Here is a 19873-nt window from a genome sequence, read left to right on the forward strand (position 1 = left end):
TTCCTTTGTTTCGCCAAAGGAAAGTAGGCAAAGCAAAGGCGACCCGGATGTCCGCGACCCCTTCGCTTCGCTGCGGGGCAACCTGCGTCGGGCCACCTGCGGGGTTCGCTGCGGAACTCGCTGCGTTCACTGCGTGAACTCCGCTCAGACAACCGCAGCGAGTCAGATCACGAAGCAGTCCTGTCCTTCGGCAGGACTGCAACCCCGCAGGCGGCCCGACGCAGGCGCTGACATACGGGGAGCTTGCTCGGGCCTTCGCTGCGCTCGGCCTGGTTTCTTGATACGCAGCCGTTAAACTTGCGGCAGGCCGAAAGGCTTGGTGTGTCGTAACACCAATACAGAGGTGCGGCCCCCACCTTGAAGGGGGCTTTGTCATGTCCAGATTCCTGGGGCAGATGCGTCGTCGCGCGTCCGTCTCCAACGGTTTTGGACGGGATGGGCTTACCCGCAAGGATGGCCGCACGTCTGTATACGTGTTACGAACATCCCGTCCACCCGTTGCCCGTCGTACGGTGGCGTGTGGTTCTCTTGATTCATACAGGAACCAAGACATGCACCCTCTCACCGCCGCTCAGGCGGCCCCTCCCCAACCACCTTTTCTTCCCACCTGGCGGCAGGCCATGCACGCCTCGCTGGGCCTGGTGCACAGCACGCTGCAGCAGTTGATCGAACTGATGACCGACGATCCCGACAGGGACGACAGCGAAGTCGATGTGGACTGCGCCGTGGAGCTGGCGCTGGAGCACATCAAGCGCATGGGTGTCCAGCAGCATGCGGACCGCTATGCCTTCGAGGTGGAGTGGATCAAGGCAACGGCGGCGCTGCGGCTGGCGCAGGGCGCCTTCGGGCGGCCGGAATCACGCTTTGGCCTGCGGCTCAAGGATGCTATCCAGCAGCTGGAGATGCTGCCGGAGCTGGTGGAGTTCGTGGACCAGGACGACGGCGAGTGAACTGTGCGGCGCGCCCGTATCTCTGTGAGAAACTGGCCCGCCGAACACCCCCTTGCCTTCACCCATGGAACTGCGCCAGCTGCGCTACTTTGTCGATATCGCCAAGACCGAGCACCTGACGACATCGGCCAGGAACCTCTATGTCACGCAGTCCACGCTCTCGCATGGGCTGCGTCAGCTGGAGGAGGAGCTGGGCATGGCGCTGTTCGAGCGCATTGGCCGGGGGCTGAAACTGTCGCAGGCAGGCGTGGTGTTCCGCAACTATGCGGAGCGTGCGCTGCATGAGGTGGAGGCCGGGCGCATGGCCCTGGCCGACCTCAGCGAGCTGCAGACCGGCACGCTGACCATCGGCGTGATTCCCACCTTCCTCAACACCCTGGTCGCCCCGGCCGTGGCGGCTTTCATGCGCGCCTATCCCAAGGTCAACGTGGTGGTGATCGAGCTGCTGGCCCCGCCCGTGGAGCAGGGATTGCTGGACGGCAGCCTGGACCTGGGCGTGAGCTTTCACCCGCCCCAGCGCGCCGAGCTGGACGCGCTGCCGCTGTTCGACGAACGCATGATGCTGCTGGTCAACCCATCGCACCCGCTGGCCGGGCGCCGCACGCTGTCCGTCAAGTCGCTGGCCGGCGTGCCCCTGGCCCTGCTGCCGCGCACGTTCTACACGCGCAGCCTGATCGAGGACGGGCTGCGCACCGCAGGCGTCACGCCCTTGCTGCGCGCGGAAATGGGCTCGGTGGAATCGCTGATCGCGCTGTGCCGCTGGGGCGACATGGCCACCATCGTCCCCGAACGCGCCGCCCAGCAGGCGACGGACATGGTGGCCATCCACCTGGTCGCCCCGCAACTCATCCGCACCGCCGGCCTGCTGTGGCGCCGAGGCGCCAGCTACAGCGCGGCCGCGCGCGAGTTCGCCGCACAGCTGGCCCCCGCCACCAGAACCAACATGCCCCGCTAAAAAAAACTCCAGGCCGAGCGCAGCAAAGGCCCGAGCAAACTCCCCGTATGTCAGCGCCTGCGTCGTGGCGGTTGCGGGGTTGCAGTCCTGCCGAAGGACAGGCTTGCTTCGTGATCTGACTCGCCGTGATGTTTGAACGTAGCGCGCAGCGCGAAGTGAGTTTCACGGCGAACCCCGCAACCGCCACGACGCAGGTTGCCCCGCAGCGAAGCGAAGGGGTCGCGGACATTCGGGTCGTCTTTCTTTGGCCTACCTTTCTTCGGCCGGCGTACCGGTGACGAATCAAAGAAAGGTAGGTCGGCTGCCGGGCCGAGACCCGGCCTCGAAAAACAACCACCCGGCAGGGTCAAAAACTAACCCGTTGCAGGGAAAAAACCAGCTCACTGCAAAGAAGGCCGCGACCTCTCAGGCACCCGAACACTCAACGCAGCCGGCACATAAGCCGCATCAAAACTACACCCCACCCCAAACTTGGCCTCATTCCCCACACAAGCAGCAGCAATCCCCGCCGCAGTCGGCTTCACCCCCGCCTCCACCCACTGCATCAACGCAGTCATCAACGTGGGATAGGTCGCATCGCTGATATAGCTGTGCGTCCCCTGCCGCGTGAAGGTCTGTACCAGCCGGTCCCCGCTGCCGCCCTGCTGCATCACCGCACGAAACCGCGCATCCAGCTCCACGAAGGCCGTAGGGTCGCTGATCCACTTGGCCGAGAGGACCGGCACGCCAATCCTGCCCACGGGGTCGGTGTCATCGGCGAACTTGCGGTAGGCCGCAGGGTCGGCGCGGTAGCGCAGCACGCCGGCATTGAGCGCGGCATCGTCGGCCGAGCCGGCATAGACCGCACCCTCGTTGCCGAAGGGGCTGGCGCCGCCCGTGCGCTTGGCCGAGATGTCCTGGAAGTGCATGGTGCCCCAGTTCATGTGCGACTGGATGGCGCTTTCGGGGATCTTGATGACCTTGGTGATGGTGTCGATCTTCGCCTGCTGCGCGGCCGTGCGCTGGGCGGCGGGCTTGTCCAGCGCCAGGCATTCGTTCACGCGCAGGGCCACGTCGGCCTGACGCATTTTGGCGTCCGCGGGCAGGCCCAGGTTGAGCGCGTACTGCGGCTCATTGGGGCGCGGGTGGTTGCCGCACAGGTACTGGTAGACCACGCGCAGGTCGGTGCGGAAGTCATAGGCATGGGTGCCGCCGCCCAGCACGCCGCTGGTCAGCAGCACGCCGTCGTAGGGGCGCTCGCCCACGGTCTGCTCGTTGAACATTTCCGCGCCCTTGGCCGCCACGCCCGCACCCCAGGACTGGCCGTGCAAGATGGTGCGCTGCGGCTTGGCCACATGCTGGCGGAAGATGCCGCGCAGGCGCTCGGTGTCCTCGGCGGCGGCGCGCACTTCCACGCCGCCCTGGCGGTAGGTGGAGCCAGCCCAGGCGTAGCCTGCGCGCACCATGATGGACCAGCGCACCAGGTCTTCGGCCGCACGGTCGGCGGTGGGCGCGGCCAGGTCCGGGCCGCCGTGGGCGTGCAGCACCAGGGTGCCGTTCCACTGCGCGGGCTTGGCGATCAGGTAGTAGGCGCCCTTGGAGTCCTGCCCGGCCCAGCAGCTGATGCCCGCAGGAATCTCGGCAGGGCAGGCCGTGCTCTTGGGCGCGGTCTCGATGGAGGTGACCGGCCCGTGCAGCACGGCCGAGCCGCCGCCGCAACCGGCCAGGGCGAGCGCGGCCAGCAGCGAGGCGCTGGCGGGACGCAGGGGGAAATACGCGGATGCTTGCATGTCTTGTCTCCTGTCTTGGCTTCTTGTTGGAAGTCACCTGCCGCGCCGCGTCAAGCGGTCGCATCGGTGACTGGATGGGATTCTGTAGAGGCTTGTCCAATATTTCAAAGATTTTTAGGATATCGGCTGGATACTTTTCACATATATGGAACTGCGCCATCTCCGTTACTTCCTGGCCGTGGCCGATACCGGCCACATCACGCGCGCGGCCGAGCTGCTGGGCATGCAGCAGCCGCCGCTGTCGCAGCAGATCCGCGCGCTGGAGGAGGAGCTGGGCATTGCCCTGTTCCGGCGCCACTCCAAGGGCGTGGACCTGACCGACGCGGGCCTGGAGCTGCAGGGCGAGGCCACGCGGTTGCTGGCCGACTTCACCGCCATGCGCGACCGCATGCAGGCCTTTGCGCGCGGCGAGCGCGGGCGCATCCATGTGGGCTTCACCAGCTCGGCGGCGGCCCATGCCTTCACGCCCGAGGTGCTGCGCCTGTGCCGTGGCCGCCATCCCGACATTGCGCTGGATGTGAGCGAGAACAATGCCGCCGAGATCACCGAGGCCGTGCAGGCCGGGCGCATGCACTGCGGCTTTCTGCGCGTGCCGGTGGCCCGGCCCGAAGGCCTGGTGTTCGAGACGCTGCTGCAGGAGCCCGCGCTGCTGGCCATTCCCGTGGACCACCGGCTGGCGCGCGATGCATCGCGGCCCGTGGCGCTCAGGCAGCTCGATGGCGAGCGCCTGATCCTTGTGCGGCGCACGGGCGCGCCGGGGCTGTATGCGAACCTGCTGGCGCTGTGCGCCCGGCACAAGGTACAGGTGGAGGTGGCCGCCGAGGTGGAACGCATGATGACCAATGTGAACCTGGTGGCGGCGGGCGTGGGCCTGTCCATCGTGCCGGCCTCGGTGCGCGGCGCCCATCCCGAGGCCGTGGTCTACCGCGCCTTCGAGCCCGCCGTGCGGCTGAGCGCCCCGCTCACCCTGGTGCACCGCGAGGCCGGCACGGAAACCGGCGGCGCAGGACCCGCGGCCACCTTCATCGCCCTGGCGCGTGAGCTGGCGCAGCGCCACCAGGCGCCGGACGGCTGAGGCATGCGGGCACCGCAAGGCACCGATACCGGCCGGCGCGCCCTGCTGGCGGCCGCTGCCTGCGCGCTGGCCTGGCCCGCCCAGGCATGGCCGGCCCGGCCCGCCTGGCCGGGCGCCAGCGTGCGGATTGTGGTGGCCTACCCCGCAGGCGGTGTCAGCGATATGGTGGCCCGCACCCTGGCCGAGCAACTGGCGCAGCAATGGGGCACGGCCGTGATCGTGGACAACCGCCCCGGCGCCAGCGGCACCGTGGCGCTGGAGCTGCTGGCGCGCAGCGCGCCCGACGGCCGCACCCTGGTCTTTGCCGCCGCCACCGCCGTGGGCCTGGCCGCTGCCTCCGTGACGCCCGTCGCCGGCGTGATGCGCACGCCCATGCTGCTGGTGGGCACGCCGGCGCTGAAGGCCGCAGATTTCGAGGGCATGCTGGCCGAGGCGCGCGGCATGCCCGGCGGCATACGCTGGGCCACCACGGGCGAGGGCACGACGGGCCACGCCGTGCTGCAGCGCATAGAGCAGGCCACGCGCATTCCCATCGTGCATGTGCCCTACAAGGGCGGGGGCCAGCAGCTCAACGATGCGCTGGCCGGGCATTTCGAGCTGCTGTCCACCAATGTGGCGCCGCTGCAGCTGCAGGCGCTGCGCGCGGGCCGCCTCAAGGCCCTGGCCGTGGGCGCGCCGCAGCGGCTGGCAGCCCTGCCCGATGTGCCCACGCTGGCGCAGCTGGGCCATGCGCAGGCCAATCTGGATTCGCTGTTCGGCCTGTTCGCGCCGCCGCAGATGGCGCCAGCGCTGGCCCAGCGCATCAATGCCGCGGTGGCCCAGGCGCTGCGCGCCCCGGCCATCCGCAGCCGGCTGGAGGCGGCCAGCAACCAGCCGTTCGAAGGATCTGCCACGGAGTTCGCGCAGCAGGTGATGCGCGAGGCCGGGCGCTGACCGCCCTGCATCGCTCCCCCCGCACCACGCCCTGCACCACGCCCTGCACCACGCCGGACGGGCTCAGCGCGCGTACTTCTTGGCCCCGGCCACGCAGACCACGGCGGCCATGGTGACCAGCACCATGCCCCAGCTCACCTGTTCATGCAGCAGCAGGGCCGCCAGGCCCAGGCCCATGAAGGGCTGCAGCAGCTGGATCTGGCCCACGGCCGCAATGCCGCCCTGGGCCAGGCCCCGGTACCAGAACACAAAGCCGATGAGCATGCTGAACAGCGAGACATAGGCCAGGCCCAGCCATGCGGGCCGGCCCACATCGGCCAGCGATGCCGGCATGCTGAGCAGGGCGGCCGGCAGCATGACGGGCAGGGCCAGCACCAGCGACCAGCTGATGACCTGCCAGCCGCCCAGCGTGCGCGACAGGCGCGCGCCCTCGGCATAGCCCAGGCCGCAGACGATGATGGCAGCCAGCATCAGCAGGTCGCCGCGCAGCGAGCCCCCGGCCCCGCCCACGGCCGCATAGCCGGCCACGAAGGCCGCGCCCGCCAGCGAGAACAGCCAGAACGCCGGGCGCGGGCGCTCGCCGCCGCGCAGCACCGCGAACACGGCCGTGGACAGGGGCAGCAGGCCCACGAAGACGATGGAATGCGCCGAGGTGACGTACTGCAGCGCCAGCGCGGTCAGCAGCGGAAAGCCCACCACGCCGCCCAGCGCGCTCAGCGCCAGCGAAGGCATGTCGGCACGCGCGGGCCGGGGCTGGCGCAGCGCCAGCAGCATGGCCAGGGCCAGCAATGCCGCGATGCTGGCGCGCGCACAGGTCAGAAAGGTGGGGTCCAGGTCGGCGACCGCCACGCGGGTGGCCGGCAGCGATCCCGCAAAGATCGCCACGCCGATGAATCCGTTGATCCACCCGCTGCTTGTCTTGTCCATCAAAAAAGCTCCTTGGTTTGCAGCGGGCAGTGGGCCATTGCACGGCCGGATCTTCCATAGACAGTCCAATACAATTCAAAAGAACTGTTATGCACACAAATCCACTACAGAAGAGAGAGCAACCATGCGCAGCGGCACACGCATCCAGGCGGTGATGGAAGAGATCCAGTCGCGCATCGCCGCGCGCACCTACCTGCCCGGCACGCGCCTGCCCTCGGTGCGCGCGCAGGCGCAGGCCATGCAGGTGTCGGTGTCCACGGTGGTGGAGGCCTATGAGCGGCTGGCGGCAGAGGGGGTGATCGCCTCGCGCCCGGGCTCGGGCTTTTATGTGGCGGGGCCGGTGGCGCCGCTGGCGCTGGGCGGTATCGGGCCGCGCGTGGACAGGGAAGTCGACCCCCTGTGGCTGGCCCGCCAGTCGCTGCAGGCAGATGCCCACGCGCTCAAGCCGGGCTGCGGCTGGCTGCCGCCTTCATGGCTGTACGAGGAAGGCGTGCGCCGCGCGCTGCGCTCCCTGGCGCGCTCGGGCACGCTGGAGCTGACGGAGTACGCAACGCCGCTGGGCCACCCGGCACTGCGCCGCCTGCTGGCGCGGCGCATGGCCGCCATGGGGCTGGAGACCTCGCCAGAGCAGATCCTGCTGACGGAGTCGGGCACGCACTCCATCGACCTGGTCTGCCGTTTCCTGCTGGAGCCCGGCGATACGGTGCTGATCGACGACCCCTGCTATTTCAATTTCCATGCGCTGCTCAAGGCGCACCGCGTGCAAGCCGTGAGCGTGCCCTACACGCCGCAGGGGCCCGACGTGGCCCGGTTCGCCGACGCGCTGCAGGCGCATTCGCCACGCCTGTACATCACCAATTCGGCCATCCACAACCCGACGGGCGCCACGCTGTCGCCACTGGTGGCGCACCGCATCCTGAAGCTGGCCGACAGCTCGGACCTGGTGATCGTGGAGGACGACATCTTCTGCGACCTGGAGACCCATGCGGCGCCCCGGCTGGCGGCCTTCGACGGCCTGTCGCGCGTGATCCAGATCGGCAGCTTCTCCAAGACGGTGTCGGCCTCGCTGCGCTGCGGCTTCATCGCGGCGCGGCCCGACTGGACGCAGGACCTGGCGGACCTGAAGATCGCCACCAACTTCGGCGGCGGGCGCATGGCCGCCGACATCGTGCTGCGCACGCTGACCGACAGCGGCTACCGCAGGCACATGGAGTCCGTGCGGCTGCGGCTGGCGCAGGAGATGGAACGCACGGCCGCGCGGCTGCAGGCCCTGGGCATGAAGCCCTGGCTGGTGCCGCAGGCCGGCATGTTCCTGTGGTGCCAGTTGCCCGGGGGCATGGATGCCACGGCGCTTGCGCGCACCTGCCTGGAAGATGGCGTGGTGCTGGCGCCCGGCAATGCCTTCAGCCAGTCGCAGAGCGCGGGCGACTTCCTGCGCTTCAATGTGGCGCAGTGCTCGGATGCGCGGATCTTCGAGGTGCTGGCGCGGGCGCTGAAGGGCTAGGCCGGTTCAGCCTGCAGCAGGCCGCGCACCCGTGCCTGCACGTGTTCCAGGGACGGCGGCAGGTCGAACAGCACGCGGTAGACGATGGGCGCGGCCAGCGCGTCGATCAGGGTGTCCGCAGCGGGCATCGCCTCGCCACGCCGCGCTGCGCGCTCGCCGATGTGCGCCAGTTGCCCGCGCAGGATTTCCACGCAGGCGCAGGGCGTGTGCTCGTTGCCCGCTGCGGCGGCCATGTCGCGCAGCATGGTGCGGCCCAGCGGCGAGGCCGATTCCTCCAGGAACTGCTCGGCCCAGGCCAGCAGGTCGCCCTCCAGCGTGCCCGTGTCCAGCGGCGGCGCCGTGGGCCGGATGATTTCCACGGCCACATCGGCCAGCAGCTGCTGTATGTCGCCCCAGCGCCGGTAGAGGGTGGACGGCGTCACGCCCGCCTGGGCGGCGATGAGCGGAAAGCTCAGTTCCTCGCGCGGCATGGTTTCCAGCAGGCCCTTGACGGTCTGGTAGACCGTGGCCTGGATGCGCGCGCTGCGTCCGCCGGGACGGGCGGGACCGCCTGTTTTGGAAAGGGATGGGACTTGCGTGCTCATGGTTATTAAAGCTAAAAATTTGCGTTAGCAGCGCACAAGCGCAGAATTCGCTAACGCAAAAACTTTGCATTAATTGTGCAGCAGGACTCTTAACCATGTCGGTACTGCAACCATCCAACTCCACTCCCGCTGCCCGGCCCGGCCGCAGCCTGGCCGTCCTGGCCTTCGGCCTGGGCAGCTTCTTCGCCGCCTCCAGCGCGCCCACGCCGCTGTACCGGCTCTACCAGCAGGACTGGGGCTTTTCCTCCGGCATGCTGACCCTGGTCTTCGCGGTCTATGCGCTGAGCCTGCTGCTGGCCCTGCTCACCACGGGCGCGCTGTCGGACCACCTGGGCCGCAAGCCCGTGATCCTGGCGGCGCTGGTGCTGGAGATCGTCTCGCTGGCGGTGTTCGCCCGCGCGGGCGACGTGCAGGCCCTGGTGCTGGCGCGCGTGCTGCAGGGCTTTGCCACCGGCATGGCCAGTGCGGCCATGGGCGCGGCGCTGCTGGACCTGCACCGCGAGCGCGGCACGCTGGTGAGCACCATGGCGCCCATGGTCGGCATGGCGGCGGGCATTGTCGTGGCGGGCGAGTTCGCGCAGCTGTGGCGCCAGCAGCTGGGCCTGGTGTTCTGGCTCATGGCGCTGATCTTCGTGGCCGTGGCCGCCGCCATGGCCGTGCTGCCCGAGACGGGCGCGCGCCGCCCCGGCGCACTGGCCGCCATGCGCCCCCGCGTGCGGATTCCGGGCCAGGCCCGGGCCGACTTCATGCGCGTGCTGCCCATGAGCATCACGGTGTGGGCGCTGGGGGGCTTTTACCTGTCGCTGGGCCCGTCGATGATCCGCTCGGTCACGGGCTCGGAAATCGCCGCCAGCTTTGCCGTGTGCATCAACACGCTGAGCGCCGCCGCCGCCATCTGGACGCTGCGCAGCCGCGCGCCGCGCGCCATGCTGCAGTTCGGCGGCAGCGGCCTGCTGGCCGGGGTGGCCCTGCTGCTGGTCGGCGCCCATCTGCAAAGCCTGCCCCTGGTGCTGGGGGCATCAGTGGTGGCGGGCGCGGGCTTCGGCGTGGGCTTCCAGGGCGCGCTGCGCAGCGTGATCCCGCTGGCCGAGCCGCACGAGCGCGGCGCCCTGATCTCGGCCATCTACATCGCCAGCTACCTGGCGTTCAGCGTGCCGGCCATCGCGGCGGGCATGGCCGCCGCGCGCTTCGGCCTGTTGCCGGTCACCTATGCCTACGGCCTGATGCTGATGCTGTTCGCGGGCCTGGCGCTGGCGGGGACGCGCCAGCCCAGGCCGGTGGTGGCGTCCTGATGCGTTGGCTGCAAAAATAAAACCATAGCAATCCAGCCTTACCCCACCTGGTGATCAACGGGAAATAAGGGAGAAAATCTCAGCGGCAGCGCAAAAAAAGTCCAGCCGAACTTGCAGGATGGGCATGGCTTGTTCGGCATACGGGGAGTCACGCCACTTTTCCCAGCCACCATGCCACGCCCGCACTCCCGACAGCCCCAGCACGGCTGCCCCGCCGCCCCGGGGTGGCGTGCGTCCAGGGGCAGCGCCGTGCTGCTGGCAATCGCGCTGCTGCTGGCCGCTGCGGCGCCGGCGCCCTCCCGGGCGGCGTCGTCAGCCCAGGCGGCGCAGCGCAGCTTTTCCGTTGCGGCCGGACCTCTCGCGCATGTGATCGCCCAGTACGCCAACCAGGCCGGTGTGGCGCTGTCGTTCGATGCGGCCCAACTGGGTCGGCGGCAGTCGCCGGGCCTGCAGGGCCGCTATGCCGTGGACGATGGTTTTGCGAGGCTGCTGGAGGGCACGGCGCTGCAGGCCGTGCGCGAGTCCAGCGGCGTCTATACGCTGCGGCCGCTGCCAGCGGCGGCCTCGGGCATCGGCGGGCAGACGCTGGGCACGGTCACGGTCCGGGCCACGGCGCCGGCCAGTGCCACGACCGAGGCATCGGACAGCTATGCCGCCAGCCTGGTCACGGGCTACAAGGGGCTTCAGTCGGTGCGCGACATCCCGCAGCCCGTGACCGTGCTCACGCGCCAGTGGCTGGACGAGCAGGCCCTGCCCGACCTGCATGCCGTGCTGCAGCACACGCCGGGCGTGACGGTGGAGTACATCGACAGCGAGCGCATCGCCTATTACTCGCGCGGCTACCAGATCGATTCGCTGCAGGTGGACGGGCTCAATGTGAACCAGGTGGCCTCGGCCTCCACCTTCATCCAGCCCGATACGGCCATGCTGGACCGCGTGGAGGTGCTGCGCGGCGCCACGGGCCTGCTGCGTGGCGCGGGCTCGCCCTCGGCCATGGTGAACATGGTGCGCAAGCGGCCCACGGCGCAATGGCAGGGCTCGGCCGCGCTGACGCTGGGTTCCTGGGACCGCCAGCGCATGGAGGCCGACCTGTCCGGCCCTCTGAACGCAGCCGGCACGCTGCGCGGCCGGCTGGTGGCGCTGGCGGACGACAAGGCATCGTTCCAGACCGCGCGCAAGGAAAAGCGCCTGGGCCTGTACGGCGTGCTGGAGGCGGACCTGGGGCCGCGCACCACGCTCACGGCCGGCCTGCAGCACACGGACCTGCAGGCCACGGGCTCCTGGGGCGGCCTGCCCGCCGCCGCCGACGGCAGCCAGCTCGGCCTGCCGCGCAGCACCTACCTGGGCACGCCCTGGAATACCTGGGACCGCCACAACCAGCAGGCCTTTGCCGAGCTGGAGCACCGGCTGGACAGCGGCTGGCAACTGAAGGCCCAGGCGGCGCACACGCGCTTTCGGTCGGACGGGTTCAAGCAGACCTCGTTTTCCAGGGCCAGCGACAGCAATCCCTACCTGTTCGACGTGAGCACCTCCATCTATGGCGGCGACGGCAGCACGCAGAACGCGCTGAGCCTGCTGGCCAGCGGCCCCTTCGAGGCCCTGGGCCGCAGGCACGAGCTGTCGCTGGGCGCCGACCTGCAGCGCATCCGCAGCACGGGCGCCACGGGCTACTGGGGCGTGAGCCCGCTGCGCAATGTGGACATCCGCGGCTGGAATCCGTACACCAGCTACCCCGAGCCCTTCTACAGCGAGGGCAACGGCAACGCCTATTCATCGCCCGTGTCCCACATCCACCAGTACGGCGGATTCGCGCGGGCCCGGCTGTCGCTGACCGACTCGCTCACCGCCATTGCCGGCGCGCGCCTGAGCTGGTGGAGCTACCTCGAACCCGGCAATGCCCAAAGCGGCTACAGCGTGCGCCGCGAGCTGACGCCCTATGCGGGCCTGGTGCATGCGCTGTCGGACACGCTCGACGCCTATGCCAGCTACAGCGAGATCTTCAGCCCCCAGGACAAGAAGGCCGCCGACGGCAGCATCCTGGCGCCCGCCCGGGGCGAGGACCTGGAGGCCGGGCTCAAGGGCAGTTTCATGGACGGCCGGCTGCAGGCCAGCGTGTCGGTGTTCCGCATCCAGCGCGTGGGCAGCGCCATGCAGGACACGGCATCGGCCATGCCCTGCCTGCCGTATTACCCGACCAGCCACTGCTTCATGGCCGGCGGCAAGAGCCGCAGCCAGGGCTGGGAGCTGGAGCTGTCCGGCGAGCCCGCGCCAGGCTGGCAGGTGCTGGCCGGCTACACCTACACCCAGGCCAGGTACCTGCGCGACACCTCCGAGGCCAACGTGGGCCAGCCGCTGCGGCCCGTGGACCCGCGCCATGCGCTGCGCCTGTTTGCCAGCCACCGCTTCAAGGGGCCCTTGCAGGGATGGACCGCAGGCGCCGGCGTGCGGCTGCAAAGCGATGCCTACGCCAGCGTGGGCGATGTCACCACCCGCCAGGGTGGTTATGCGCTTTTTGACGCGCTGCTGGCCTACCGCCTGGACGACACCTACTCGCTGCAGCTGAACGTGAGCAACCTGCTGGACAAGCGCTACTACGCCAAGTTCTCGCCCAACAGCACCTACTTCAACAACTACTACGGCGATCCGCGCAACGTGACGGTGTCGCTGCGCGCGCGCTTCTAGGGCCACGGCCGGCCTGCCCTCCTTCCCCGGCTTTTTCTTCCCGTTTTCCAACCTTTGCACATGACTGCCATGACGCACCACAGCACTCCTGCGGACTTCCGCTTCGCTCCCCATCCCCTCACGCGCCTGATCCGCCAATGCCTGGGCGCCGGCCTGGCCCTGGCCGCCGTGGGCGTGGCGGCCCAGACGGCCGAGGGCCCGGCCCTCAAGGAGGTGACGGTGAGCGACCAGGCCGAGGCCATCGGCGGACTGCAAAAGACCTATGCCGGCGGCCAGATCGCGCGCGGCGGCGACCTGGGCATCCTCGGCAAGACCGACCAGATGAACGTGCCCTTCAGCACGACCAACTACACCTCGGAGCTGATCGAGAACCAGCAGGCGCTGACCATCGCCGACGTGGTGATGAACGACGCCTCGGTGCGCACCCTGCAGGCGCGCGGCGGCTATGGCGATGACTTCCAGGTGCGGGGCTTTTCCCTGTCCATGCGCGATGTGTCGGTGAACGGCCTGTACGGCCTGTCGCCCTCCACGCGACTGCCGCTGGAGGTGATCGAGCGCGTGGAAGTGCTCAAGGGCCCCGGCTCGCTGACCAATGGCGTGGGTCCCAGCGGCAGCATCGGCGGCAGCATCAACGTGGTGACCAAGCGCGCGGGCGACGTGCCGCTGAACCGCCTGACCGCCACCTACATGGGCAAGGCCCAGTTCGGCACCCACCTGGACGTGGGCCGCCGCTTTGGCGAAGACAACCAGTGGGGCGTGCGGGTGAACGGCGTGTGGCGCAACGGCGAAGGCAACATCGACGGCGGCCGCCAGCGCCTGGGCCTGGCCTCGGTGGGGCTGGACTACGAAGGCCAGGGCCTGCGCTGGTCGCTGGACGCGCTGACCACCAGCGGCAAGACCACGGAGTTCCGCCCGCAAAGCGCCTTCCTGGCCGGCATCACCCAGGTGCCCGCCGTGCCCGACAGCCGCACCAACTTCAACCCGGGCACGGAGCTGCTGGACAAGGCCAAGACCGTGATCTCGCGCGTGGAATACGACATCAACGCCAACACCTCCGTCTACGGCGGCGTGGGCTACAGCGATGTGTCCAGCGACCAGAGCTTCCCCACGGCCGTGCAGCGCATCGACTCGCTGGGCAACTTCACGGTGCGCAACGGCTTCTACGACGAGTTCAACAAGACCACCTCGGCCGACGTGGGCCTGCGCACGCGCTTCAAGACCGGCGCCATCGGCCACACCGTGGTGGCCGCGGCCAACTACATGGACCGCGAGAGCGGCTACTTCTACCAGCTGACCACCAAAGCCGTCCCCTCCAACATCTACAACCCCTCGCCCCTGCCGGCCATCGACTTCGTGCGCGGCGCGCCCACCAAGAACGCCGAGCTGACGCAGCACAGCCTGGCGCTGGCCGACACCATGGCGCTGTTCAGCGACCGCGTGCTGGTGACCGTGGGCCTGCGCGACCAGACCATCGACCAGAAGAACGCCAGCGGCACCACGCTGTACAAGGCCAGCGCCGTGACACCGCTGGCCGGCGTGGTGTTCAAGCCGCAGAACAATGTCTCGGTCTACGCCAACTACACGGCTGGCCTGTCGGCAGGCGGCACGGCCGGGCCCAACACGGCCAATGCCGGCCAGGTGTTCGCGCCGCAGAAGTCCAAGCAGTACGAAGTGGGCGTGAAGGTGGACTGGGGCCGCATGACCACGCAGGCCGCGATCTACCAGATCCAGCGCCCGGGCTCCATGACCGACCCGGTGACCAATGTCTACAGCTTCGGCGGCGAGACGCGCAACCGCGGCCTGGAGCTGACCGCCTACGGCGAGATCCACAAGGGCCTGCGCCTGCTGGCCAGCGCGGCCTTCAACAACGCCAAGCTCTCGCGCACGGCAGGCGGCGTGAACCAGGGCAACGATGCCAACGGCGTGCCCGAGCGCACCTTCAACCTGGGCCTGGACTGGGATACGCCCTGGGTGGAGGGCCTGAGCCTGAACGGCCGCGTGATCCACACCTCGTCCATGTACTACGACGCGGCCAACATCCTGCGCATGCCCGGCTGGACACGCCTGGACCTGGGCGCACGCCTGCGCACCCACGTGGCCGGCAAGCCGGTGGTGCTGCGCGCCAGCCTGGAGAACGTCAGCAACAAGAGCTACTGGGTGACTGCCGCCGGCTACACCACCACGGGCGCACCGCGCACGCTGATGCTGTCGGCACAAGTGGACTTCTAAGCCCCGGCCACCGGCAACCGCCCCGCCCCCGGCATGGCGCCGGGGGCGCGGTGATGGCGGGGGCCCCAGGCCCCCTTCTGTCAGAGAAAAAAACACCCCATGCAAAGCCACACGATCAAGACCTGGGCCTGGTTGCACAAATGGAGCAGCCTGGTCTGCACCGTCTTCATGCTGCTGCTGTGCCTGACCGGCCTTCCGCTGATCTTCCACCACGAAATCGGCCACCTGCTGGGCACCGAGGTGGAGGCCCCGCCCATGCCCCAGGGCACGCCCCATGCCAGCCTGGACAAGGTGCTGGAGGTGGCCCGTGCCCAGCACCCGGACCGCGTGGTGCAGTTCGTCTCCAAGTCCGACGACACCGACGACCTCTGGTTCGTCACCATGACGCCCACGCCGGCGCCCACGGACGATTTCCGCTCCGTGGTCATCGATGCGCGCACGGCCGAGCTGCTGGCCCAGCCGCGCTTCGACCAGGGCTTCATGTGGGTCATGTTCAAGCTGCACGTGGACCTGTTCGCGGGGCTGCCGGGCAAGCTGTTCCTGGGCTTCATGGGGCTGCTGCTGCTGATCGCCATCGTCAGCGGCGTGGTGCTGTACGCGCCCTTCATGCGCAAGCTCGATTTCGGCACCGTGCGCCGCACGCGCCAGCCGCGCCTGAAGTGGCTGGACCTGCACAACCTGCTGGGCATCGTCACCCTGGTGTGGCTGTTCGTGGTGGGCGCCACCGGCATGATCAATACCTGGGCCGACCTGCTGATCAAGTACTGGCAGCATGACCAGCTCAGCAGCGTGCTGGCGCCCTACCAGGGCCAGGACACGGTGCCGGTGGCGGAGCGCGCCTCGCTGCAGCAATCGCTGCAGGCCGCCCAGCAGCAGGTGCCGGGCACCAGGCTGTACTTCATCGCCTTCCCCGGCACCACGTTCTCCAGCCCGCACCACCACACCTTCTTCCTGCGCGGCAACGAGCCCCTGACCTCGCGCCTGTTCCTGCCCGTGCTGGTGGACGCCAGGACCGCCCAGGTCACGGCCGCGCCCGCCCTGCCCTGGTATCTGACGGCGCTGCTGGTGTCCCAGCCGCTGCACTTCGGCGACTACGGCGGGCGGGCCATGCAGATCCTCTGGGCGCTGCTGGACATCGCCAGCATCATCGTGCTGGGCACCGGCCTGTACCTGTGGGTCAACAAGGGCAAGAGCGTGCCGGCCCCGCAGCCCGCGCCGCGCGGCAAGGAGGTCTCGGCATGAGCGGCGCGCGACACCGGGGCTTTCTCGCCCTCTGGGGCTGGCCCATCGCGCTGGGTGTGCTGACGGCCATCGGCCTGGTCTCGGCCCTGTTCAGCGACGGCGGCCTTGGCGACATGCTGGCCGGCGTCTGCCTGGCCGTTCCCACGGCGGCAGGGATCTGGCATGGATGGCTGCGGCGCAGGCCGCCGGGCTGAAGCCGGGGCAGGACGGCGCTCAGTCGCGCGGGTCGCGCTGGCCTGCGCTTTCCAGCAGCTGCTGCAAGGCTTCGCCCAGTGGCCGCCAGACATCGGTGACACCGGCCCAGTCGCCGGCCAGGCAGGCCTGCTCCAGGCTCCTGGTCAGTCCGCTGGCCCGCTCCTGTCCCAGCAGGCGCAACACGCTCTGCAGGCTGTGCGCCTGCCTGCGCAGGGCCATGGCGTTCTGCTCCGCGATAAGGACCTCCATCCGGGCGATATCGTCGGGCAAGTGTGCAAGGCAGATGTCACGGTAGCTGTGGAACAGGCCTGCGTCGCCACCAAAGAAATTGGCAATGGCGAGCGCGTCCGACGGCGCCTCCGGTTGCACATCCGGTCGCACATCCGGCTGCGCATCGGCGCCCTCGCCCGTCCCGGCCTCCTGCCTGGGAGGGGGAGGCGGCGCATGCTGCTGGAGCACCGACTCCACGCAGTCCACCAGTTGCGCCACCGACACCGGCTTGAGCAGCACGCGCCACACCTTCAACTGCTCCAGCTGCAGCGCAACATCGGCCCGCACGCCCGCACTGAAGACCACGGCGCAGCAGCCCGCCTGCGGCGAGCGGCGCAGCCACTCGATCAGCTCCACGCCGGAGGCGCCGGGCAGCATCAGATCGGTGATCAGCAGGGCAAAGGGCTGGGTTTGCAGCAGTTGCTGGGCCTGCTCCGCACTCGTGCAAGACACCAGCGTGAGGGGCAGGCCCTCCAGCGCCAGCGCAACGAACCGCGCAATCGAGGCATCGTCCTCGACCAGCAGGACCGCGGGAAGGGGCGCGTTCACGCCGCCGGCCCGCCCAGCAGCCCGCCCAGCGCTTCGGGCAGTTCCTGCACCAGCTGGGGCTTGTGGATCACGCGCACGCCGCCCAATGCGAAGGCATAGGCCTCGCGCTCTGACGCCTCCAGCGAGGTGACCACCAGCAGCTTGCAGCGCGCGAACTGCTCATGGGTGCGCAAGGTGGTGATCAGGGCGGCTCCATCGATGTCGGGCAGCAGGATGTCCACCAGCAGCACATCGGGCTGGATCTGGCCGTACAGCGCCATGCCCGTGATCCCGTCGTTCGCCACATGCAGCTGGACGTCGGGAAAGTGACGCTGCACCAGCATGCGCACCAGATTCTGGAAGTGCACGGAGTCCTCGATCAGCAGCACCCGCTGCCCGGTGCCCGAACCCGCCTGGGCAGGGGCCGGCGCCTGTGCCACCGCTGGTGCGCCGGGCACCCCGGGCGCTGCGCGCTCGCCCTGCCTGCTGCGCCAGCGCTCCACGGAAGCGCGCGTAATGCGGCGATGGCCTCCGGGCGTCTTCCAGGCCTCCAGCTCGCCGCGATCGACCATGAGCTGGACCGATCGCACGGCCATGCCCAGCAGCTTTGCCACCTCGGCAGTCGTGTAGTGCGGAATTTGGCCTGATGGGGTGCTGTTCTCGGACATGGCAGCAATTTTGCATCAAATACGATTGAAAAATTCAATATAAATTTGATGAATTTGATATTTATGATTTAGCCTCACGCAGCCCCCTTCAACTGCGTTGTGAAAGGTCCGCCATGAAGAAGATACTGATCGTCGAAGACCAGGCCGACATCCGCAAACTGCTGCGCATGACGCTGGAGTCCGGCGCCTACGAGGTCATGGAGGTGCCCACCGCCGACGAAGCCTGGGCCGTGGCCCAGCGCAACAAGCCCGATATCGTGCTGCTGGACATGATGATGCCCGGCACGCTGGACGGCCTGGAGGTGTGCTGTCGCATCAAGACCTCCTACGATCTGCGGCATACCCTGGTGGTGCTGCTCACCGCCCGGGACAGCGCAGAGGACCGCGAGGCGGGCTTCAATGCGGGCGCCGACGAATACCTGGTCAAGCCCTTCAGCCCGACCCGGCTGCTGCAGATCCTGGCCAGCCTTGAAAGGAGCGACTGATGATGATGCGCGCACGGGAGACCGGCCGCGTGGACCTGTCCATGACAGACGGCCCGTCCAGCCGCAGGCTGGCGGACGGCTGGCACTGGATGCAGGCGTTCGCGCCGGCCCGGCCCGTTCCTGTGCCGCACGACGGGTTGACCGCCATCGTCGCGCCCCGGAATTTCTGATGGAGCATCTTCATCATGTCTGATCGAGCTACCGCGCATCATTTCCTGGGTGCCGGACGCAGCGCCCACATCAAGGCACTGGTGCTGACCTTTGCCCTGTGCGTGCTTGCCGGGCTGGTGCTCTTCGTCTGGAGCCAGCTGCACGCCGAGGCCGACCAGAGCAAGTCCCAGGCCGCATTGCTGGCGCGCGTGCTGGAGGACCAGACGGCCAAGACCTTCGAGAACACCGAAATGGCCCTGTCCAGCCTGGCGCACCACCCCGCCATCCTGGCCGCCGGCAGCACGCGCAGCACGCGCGAGGCCGCCATGGCCCAGCTGATCGCCCAGCTGCCCTACCTGCGCAGCATGGCCCTGCTCGACGACAAGGGACTCATCCTGGCCAGCACCCAGGCGGGCGAGGCCGGCCAGCAGATCGACATGCAGGAGCTGCTGCACGACAAGAGCGCCGTCGTCGTGCCCGGCAAGCCCCTGCTGGGCCGGCTGGTGCCCGGCCGTGGCCTGTCGGCCCTGGCGCCCCGCGCGCACCCGTCGCCGCGCGGCGTGTCGTTTCTGCCGCAGCTGCTGGGCTTTCACCAGGACAACGGCATGCCCGCCGTGCTGGTGGCCCTGATCAACCCCGACGCCGTGGCCAACTTCTACCAGGCCACGCTGGAGATCCTCAGCTACGAGGCCGTGCTGCTGACCTACGACGGCCGGCCGCTGGCCAGCACCAATGCGGGCACGGGCGTGCAGGCGACCGCCGTGCTGCAGACACCGCTGTTCCGGCAATGGCTGCCGCACAGCGAATTCGGCTCCTACATCGGCGCGGGCATGCTCGGCTCCCATGAGATCGTGTCGTTTCGCACCGTGCGCAACTGGCCCCTGCTGCTGGTGGTGGAGGAGCCCTACGCAGCCCTGGTGGCGCGCTGGAGGGATGACGCCTTCGCCTTCTTCGTGGCCGGCGTGGCCCTGCTGGCCCTGGTGCTGGGCCTGAGCTGGTCGGTGCTCAAGACGCGCAGGGAGCAGAAGACGGCACAGCAGGCCATGGAGCAGGCCCAGGCACGCCTGGCGCGCAGCGAGCATGAGATGGCCGTGCTCATGCGCAGCGTGCAGGAGCTGATCTTTCGCACTGACAGCGAGGGTCTGCTGACCTTCGTGAACGCACGCTGGGAACAGCTGACCGGCCAGCCCAGCTCCGAGGCCGTAGGGCAGCCGCTGGAGAACATCGTGGACGGCCCGTACCGCGCGCAGATCCAGGCCCTGCTCGATCCCCTGGCCCGGCTGGCGCCGCGCAACTGCCAGGCCATGTTCCAGCTGCCGGGCCACCGGGAAATACTCTGCGACATCGCCGTCGTCCCCCTGCTGCGCGACGGCCGGCTCGTGGGCTTCGCGGGCAGCGCCGTGGACGTGACGGCCCGCTGGAAGGCGCAGCAGGA

The 19873-nt window shown here is 69.0% G+C and carries 18 protein-coding genes; 13 read left to right on the plus strand and 5 right to left on the minus strand.

Annotated elements, in window-relative coordinates; translation table 11 throughout:
- Positions 1–551: 551 nt before the first annotated feature.
- Both ACF8LI_RS17745 and ACF8LI_RS17750 read left to right on the plus strand, forming a co-directional pair.
- Complete coding sequence (locus ACF8LI_RS17745; RefSeq protein ID WP_392413615.1) at positions 552–950, plus strand: hypothetical protein; 399 nt, start codon at positions 552–554, stop codon at positions 948–950.
- 64 nt (positions 951–1014) lie between these two features.
- Complete coding sequence (locus ACF8LI_RS17750; RefSeq protein WP_016450106.1) at positions 1015–1905, plus strand: LysR substrate-binding domain-containing protein; 891 nt, start codon at positions 1015–1017, stop codon at positions 1903–1905.
- A 380-nt stretch (positions 1906–2285) separates the two neighbouring features.
- Here the strand turns inward: ACF8LI_RS17750 and ACF8LI_RS17755 are convergent, their stop codons facing one another.
- Positions 2286–3674, minus strand: coding sequence for a hypothetical protein (locus tag ACF8LI_RS17755; protein WP_392413617.1), 1389 nt, complete (start codon positions 3672–3674; stop codon positions 2286–2288).
- Between the two features lie 145 nt (positions 3675–3819).
- Between ACF8LI_RS17755 and ACF8LI_RS17760 the strand changes: the two genes are divergently transcribed.
- Together ACF8LI_RS17760 and ACF8LI_RS17765 are read left to right on the plus strand one after the other, a co-directional pair.
- Positions 3820–4749, plus strand: a complete 930-nt coding sequence (locus tag ACF8LI_RS17760; protein ID WP_392413619.1) for a LysR family transcriptional regulator — start codon at positions 3820–3822, stop codon at positions 4747–4749.
- Between the two features lie 3 nt (positions 4750–4752).
- Positions 4753–5682 carry a tripartite tricarboxylate transporter substrate binding protein gene (locus tag ACF8LI_RS17765; RefSeq protein ID WP_392413620.1) on the plus strand — a complete coding sequence of 310 codons (930 nt, stop codon included), beginning with the start codon at positions 4753–4755 and terminating at the stop codon, positions 5680–5682.
- A gap of 63 nt (positions 5683–5745) precedes the next feature.
- Here the strand turns inward: ACF8LI_RS17765 and ACF8LI_RS17770 are convergent, their stop codons facing one another.
- Positions 5746–6609, minus strand: a complete 864-nt coding sequence (locus ACF8LI_RS17770; RefSeq protein WP_012203816.1) for a DMT family transporter — start codon at positions 6607–6609, stop codon at positions 5746–5748.
- Between the two features lie 124 nt (positions 6610–6733).
- Here ACF8LI_RS17770 and ACF8LI_RS17775 point away from each other — a divergent pair, with 124 nt between their 5' ends.
- Positions 6734–8113, plus strand: a complete 1380-nt coding sequence (locus ACF8LI_RS17775) for a PLP-dependent aminotransferase family protein (RefSeq protein ID WP_047219778.1) — start codon at positions 6734–6736, stop codon at positions 8111–8113.
- Here the strand turns inward: ACF8LI_RS17775 and ACF8LI_RS17780 are convergent.
- A complete protein-coding gene (locus tag ACF8LI_RS17780; RefSeq protein ID WP_392413622.1) occupies positions 8110–8697 on the minus strand; it encodes a TetR/AcrR family transcriptional regulator C-terminal ligand-binding domain-containing protein in 588 nt (195 codons plus the stop codon). The two genes, ACF8LI_RS17775 and ACF8LI_RS17780, sit on opposite strands and share 4 nt — an antisense overlap.
- A gap of 95 nt (positions 8698–8792) precedes the next feature.
- On the opposite strand from ACF8LI_RS17780, the gene ACF8LI_RS17785 reads away from it, so the two are divergent.
- The 5 genes from ACF8LI_RS17785 (at position 8793) to ACF8LI_RS17805 (ending at position 16336) form a co-directional block, all read left to right on the plus strand.
- A complete protein-coding gene (locus tag ACF8LI_RS17785; protein ID WP_392413624.1) occupies positions 8793–9989 on the plus strand; it encodes an MFS transporter in 1197 nt (398 codons plus the stop codon).
- A gap of 171 nt (positions 9990–10160) precedes the next feature.
- Positions 10161–12671, plus strand: a complete 2511-nt coding sequence (locus ACF8LI_RS17790) for a TonB-dependent siderophore receptor (protein WP_392413626.1) — start codon at positions 10161–10163, stop codon at positions 12669–12671.
- A gap of 60 nt (positions 12672–12731) precedes the next feature.
- Complete coding sequence (locus ACF8LI_RS17795; protein WP_392413628.1) at positions 12732–14900, plus strand: TonB-dependent receptor; 2169 nt, start codon at positions 12732–12734, stop codon at positions 14898–14900.
- A 99-nt stretch (positions 14901–14999) separates the two neighbouring features.
- Positions 15000–16142 (plus strand): PepSY-associated TM helix domain-containing protein, encoded by a 1143-nt coding sequence (locus tag ACF8LI_RS17800; protein WP_392413629.1) that lies wholly within the window; start codon positions 15000–15002, stop codon positions 16140–16142.
- Complete coding sequence (locus ACF8LI_RS17805) at positions 16139–16336, plus strand: hypothetical protein (RefSeq protein ID WP_016450117.1); 198 nt, start codon at positions 16139–16141, stop codon at positions 16334–16336. The genes ACF8LI_RS17800 and ACF8LI_RS17805 overlap by 4 nt, the downstream gene beginning before the upstream one ends.
- Before the next feature lie 19 nt (positions 16337–16355).
- On the opposite strand, the gene ACF8LI_RS17810 is transcribed toward ACF8LI_RS17805, so the two are convergent.
- Positions 16356–17156, minus strand: coding sequence for a response regulator (locus ACF8LI_RS17810; protein ID WP_047219774.1), 801 nt, complete (start codon positions 17154–17156; stop codon positions 16356–16358).
- Entirely contained in the window at positions 17153–17803 is a 651-nt protein-coding gene (locus tag ACF8LI_RS17815; protein ID WP_016450119.1) for a response regulator, read from the minus strand. The genes ACF8LI_RS17810 and ACF8LI_RS17815 overlap by 4 nt, the downstream gene beginning before the upstream one ends.
- Before the next feature lie 113 nt (positions 17804–17916).
- Here ACF8LI_RS17815 and ACF8LI_RS17820 point away from each other — a divergent pair, with 113 nt between their 5' ends.
- The 3 genes from ACF8LI_RS17820 to ACF8LI_RS17830 form a co-directional block, all read left to right on the plus strand.
- Positions 17917–18288, plus strand: a complete 372-nt coding sequence (locus tag ACF8LI_RS17820) for a response regulator transcription factor (protein WP_017407052.1) — start codon at positions 17917–17919, stop codon at positions 18286–18288.
- Entirely contained in the window at positions 18288–18458 is a 171-nt protein-coding gene (locus ACF8LI_RS17825) for a hypothetical protein (RefSeq protein WP_202396752.1), read from the plus strand. The genes ACF8LI_RS17820 and ACF8LI_RS17825 overlap by 1 nt, the downstream gene beginning before the upstream one ends.
- Positions 18459–18473: 15 nt before the next feature.
- Positions 18474–19873: PAS domain S-box protein (locus ACF8LI_RS17830; RefSeq protein WP_392413630.1), on the plus strand; the 1400-nt coding region annotated here is incomplete at its 3' end.

Source organism: Delftia sp. WSY_12, assembly GCF_043104645.1.
Classification (GTDB): Bacteria; Pseudomonadota; Gammaproteobacteria; order Burkholderiales; family Burkholderiaceae_C; genus Comamonas; species Comamonas tsuruhatensis.

What these genes read in the sequence shown, in the direction of transcription:
- ACF8LI_RS17745 (WP_392413615.1), top strand. Translation starts at nt 552, where the DNA reads ATGCACCCTCTCACCGCCGCTCAGGCGGCCCCTCCCCAACCACCTTTT.
- ACF8LI_RS17750 (WP_016450106.1), top strand. Translation starts at nt 1,015, where the DNA reads ATGGAACTGCGCCAGCTGCGCTACTTTGTCGATATCGCCAAGACCGAG.
- ACF8LI_RS17755 (WP_392413617.1), bottom strand. Translation starts at nt 3,674, where the DNA reads ATGCAAGCATCCGCGTATTTCCCCCTGCGTCCCGCCAGCGCCTCGCTG.
- ACF8LI_RS17760 (WP_392413619.1), top strand. Translation starts at nt 3,820, where the DNA reads ATGGAACTGCGCCATCTCCGTTACTTCCTGGCCGTGGCCGATACCGGC.
- ACF8LI_RS17765 (WP_392413620.1), top strand. Translation starts at nt 4,753, where the DNA reads ATGCGGGCACCGCAAGGCACCGATACCGGCCGGCGCGCCCTGCTGGCG.
- ACF8LI_RS17770 (WP_012203816.1), bottom strand. Translation starts at nt 6,609, where the DNA reads ATGGACAAGACAAGCAGCGGGTGGATCAACGGATTCATCGGCGTGGCG.
- ACF8LI_RS17775 (WP_047219778.1), top strand. Translation starts at nt 6,734, where the DNA reads ATGCGCAGCGGCACACGCATCCAGGCGGTGATGGAAGAGATCCAGTCG.
- ACF8LI_RS17780 (WP_392413622.1), bottom strand. Translation starts at nt 8,697, where the DNA reads ATGAGCACGCAAGTCCCATCCCTTTCCAAAACAGGCGGTCCCGCCCGT.
- ACF8LI_RS17785 (WP_392413624.1), top strand. Translation starts at nt 8,793, where the DNA reads ATGTCGGTACTGCAACCATCCAACTCCACTCCCGCTGCCCGGCCCGGC.
- ACF8LI_RS17790 (WP_392413626.1), top strand. Translation starts at nt 10,161, where the DNA reads ATGCCACGCCCGCACTCCCGACAGCCCCAGCACGGCTGCCCCGCCGCC.
- ACF8LI_RS17795 (WP_392413628.1), top strand. Translation starts at nt 12,732, where the DNA reads ATGACTGCCATGACGCACCACAGCACTCCTGCGGACTTCCGCTTCGCT.
- ACF8LI_RS17800 (WP_392413629.1), top strand. Translation starts at nt 15,000, where the DNA reads ATGCAAAGCCACACGATCAAGACCTGGGCCTGGTTGCACAAATGGAGC.
- ACF8LI_RS17805 (WP_016450117.1), top strand. Translation starts at nt 16,139, where the DNA reads ATGAGCGGCGCGCGACACCGGGGCTTTCTCGCCCTCTGGGGCTGGCCC.
- ACF8LI_RS17815 (WP_016450119.1), bottom strand. Translation starts at nt 17,803, where the DNA reads ATGTCCGAGAACAGCACCCCATCAGGCCAAATTCCGCACTACACGACT.
- ACF8LI_RS17820 (WP_017407052.1), top strand. Translation starts at nt 17,917, where the DNA reads ATGAAGAAGATACTGATCGTCGAAGACCAGGCCGACATCCGCAAACTG.
- ACF8LI_RS17825 (WP_202396752.1), top strand. Translation starts at nt 18,288, where the DNA reads ATGATGATGCGCGCACGGGAGACCGGCCGCGTGGACCTGTCCATGACA.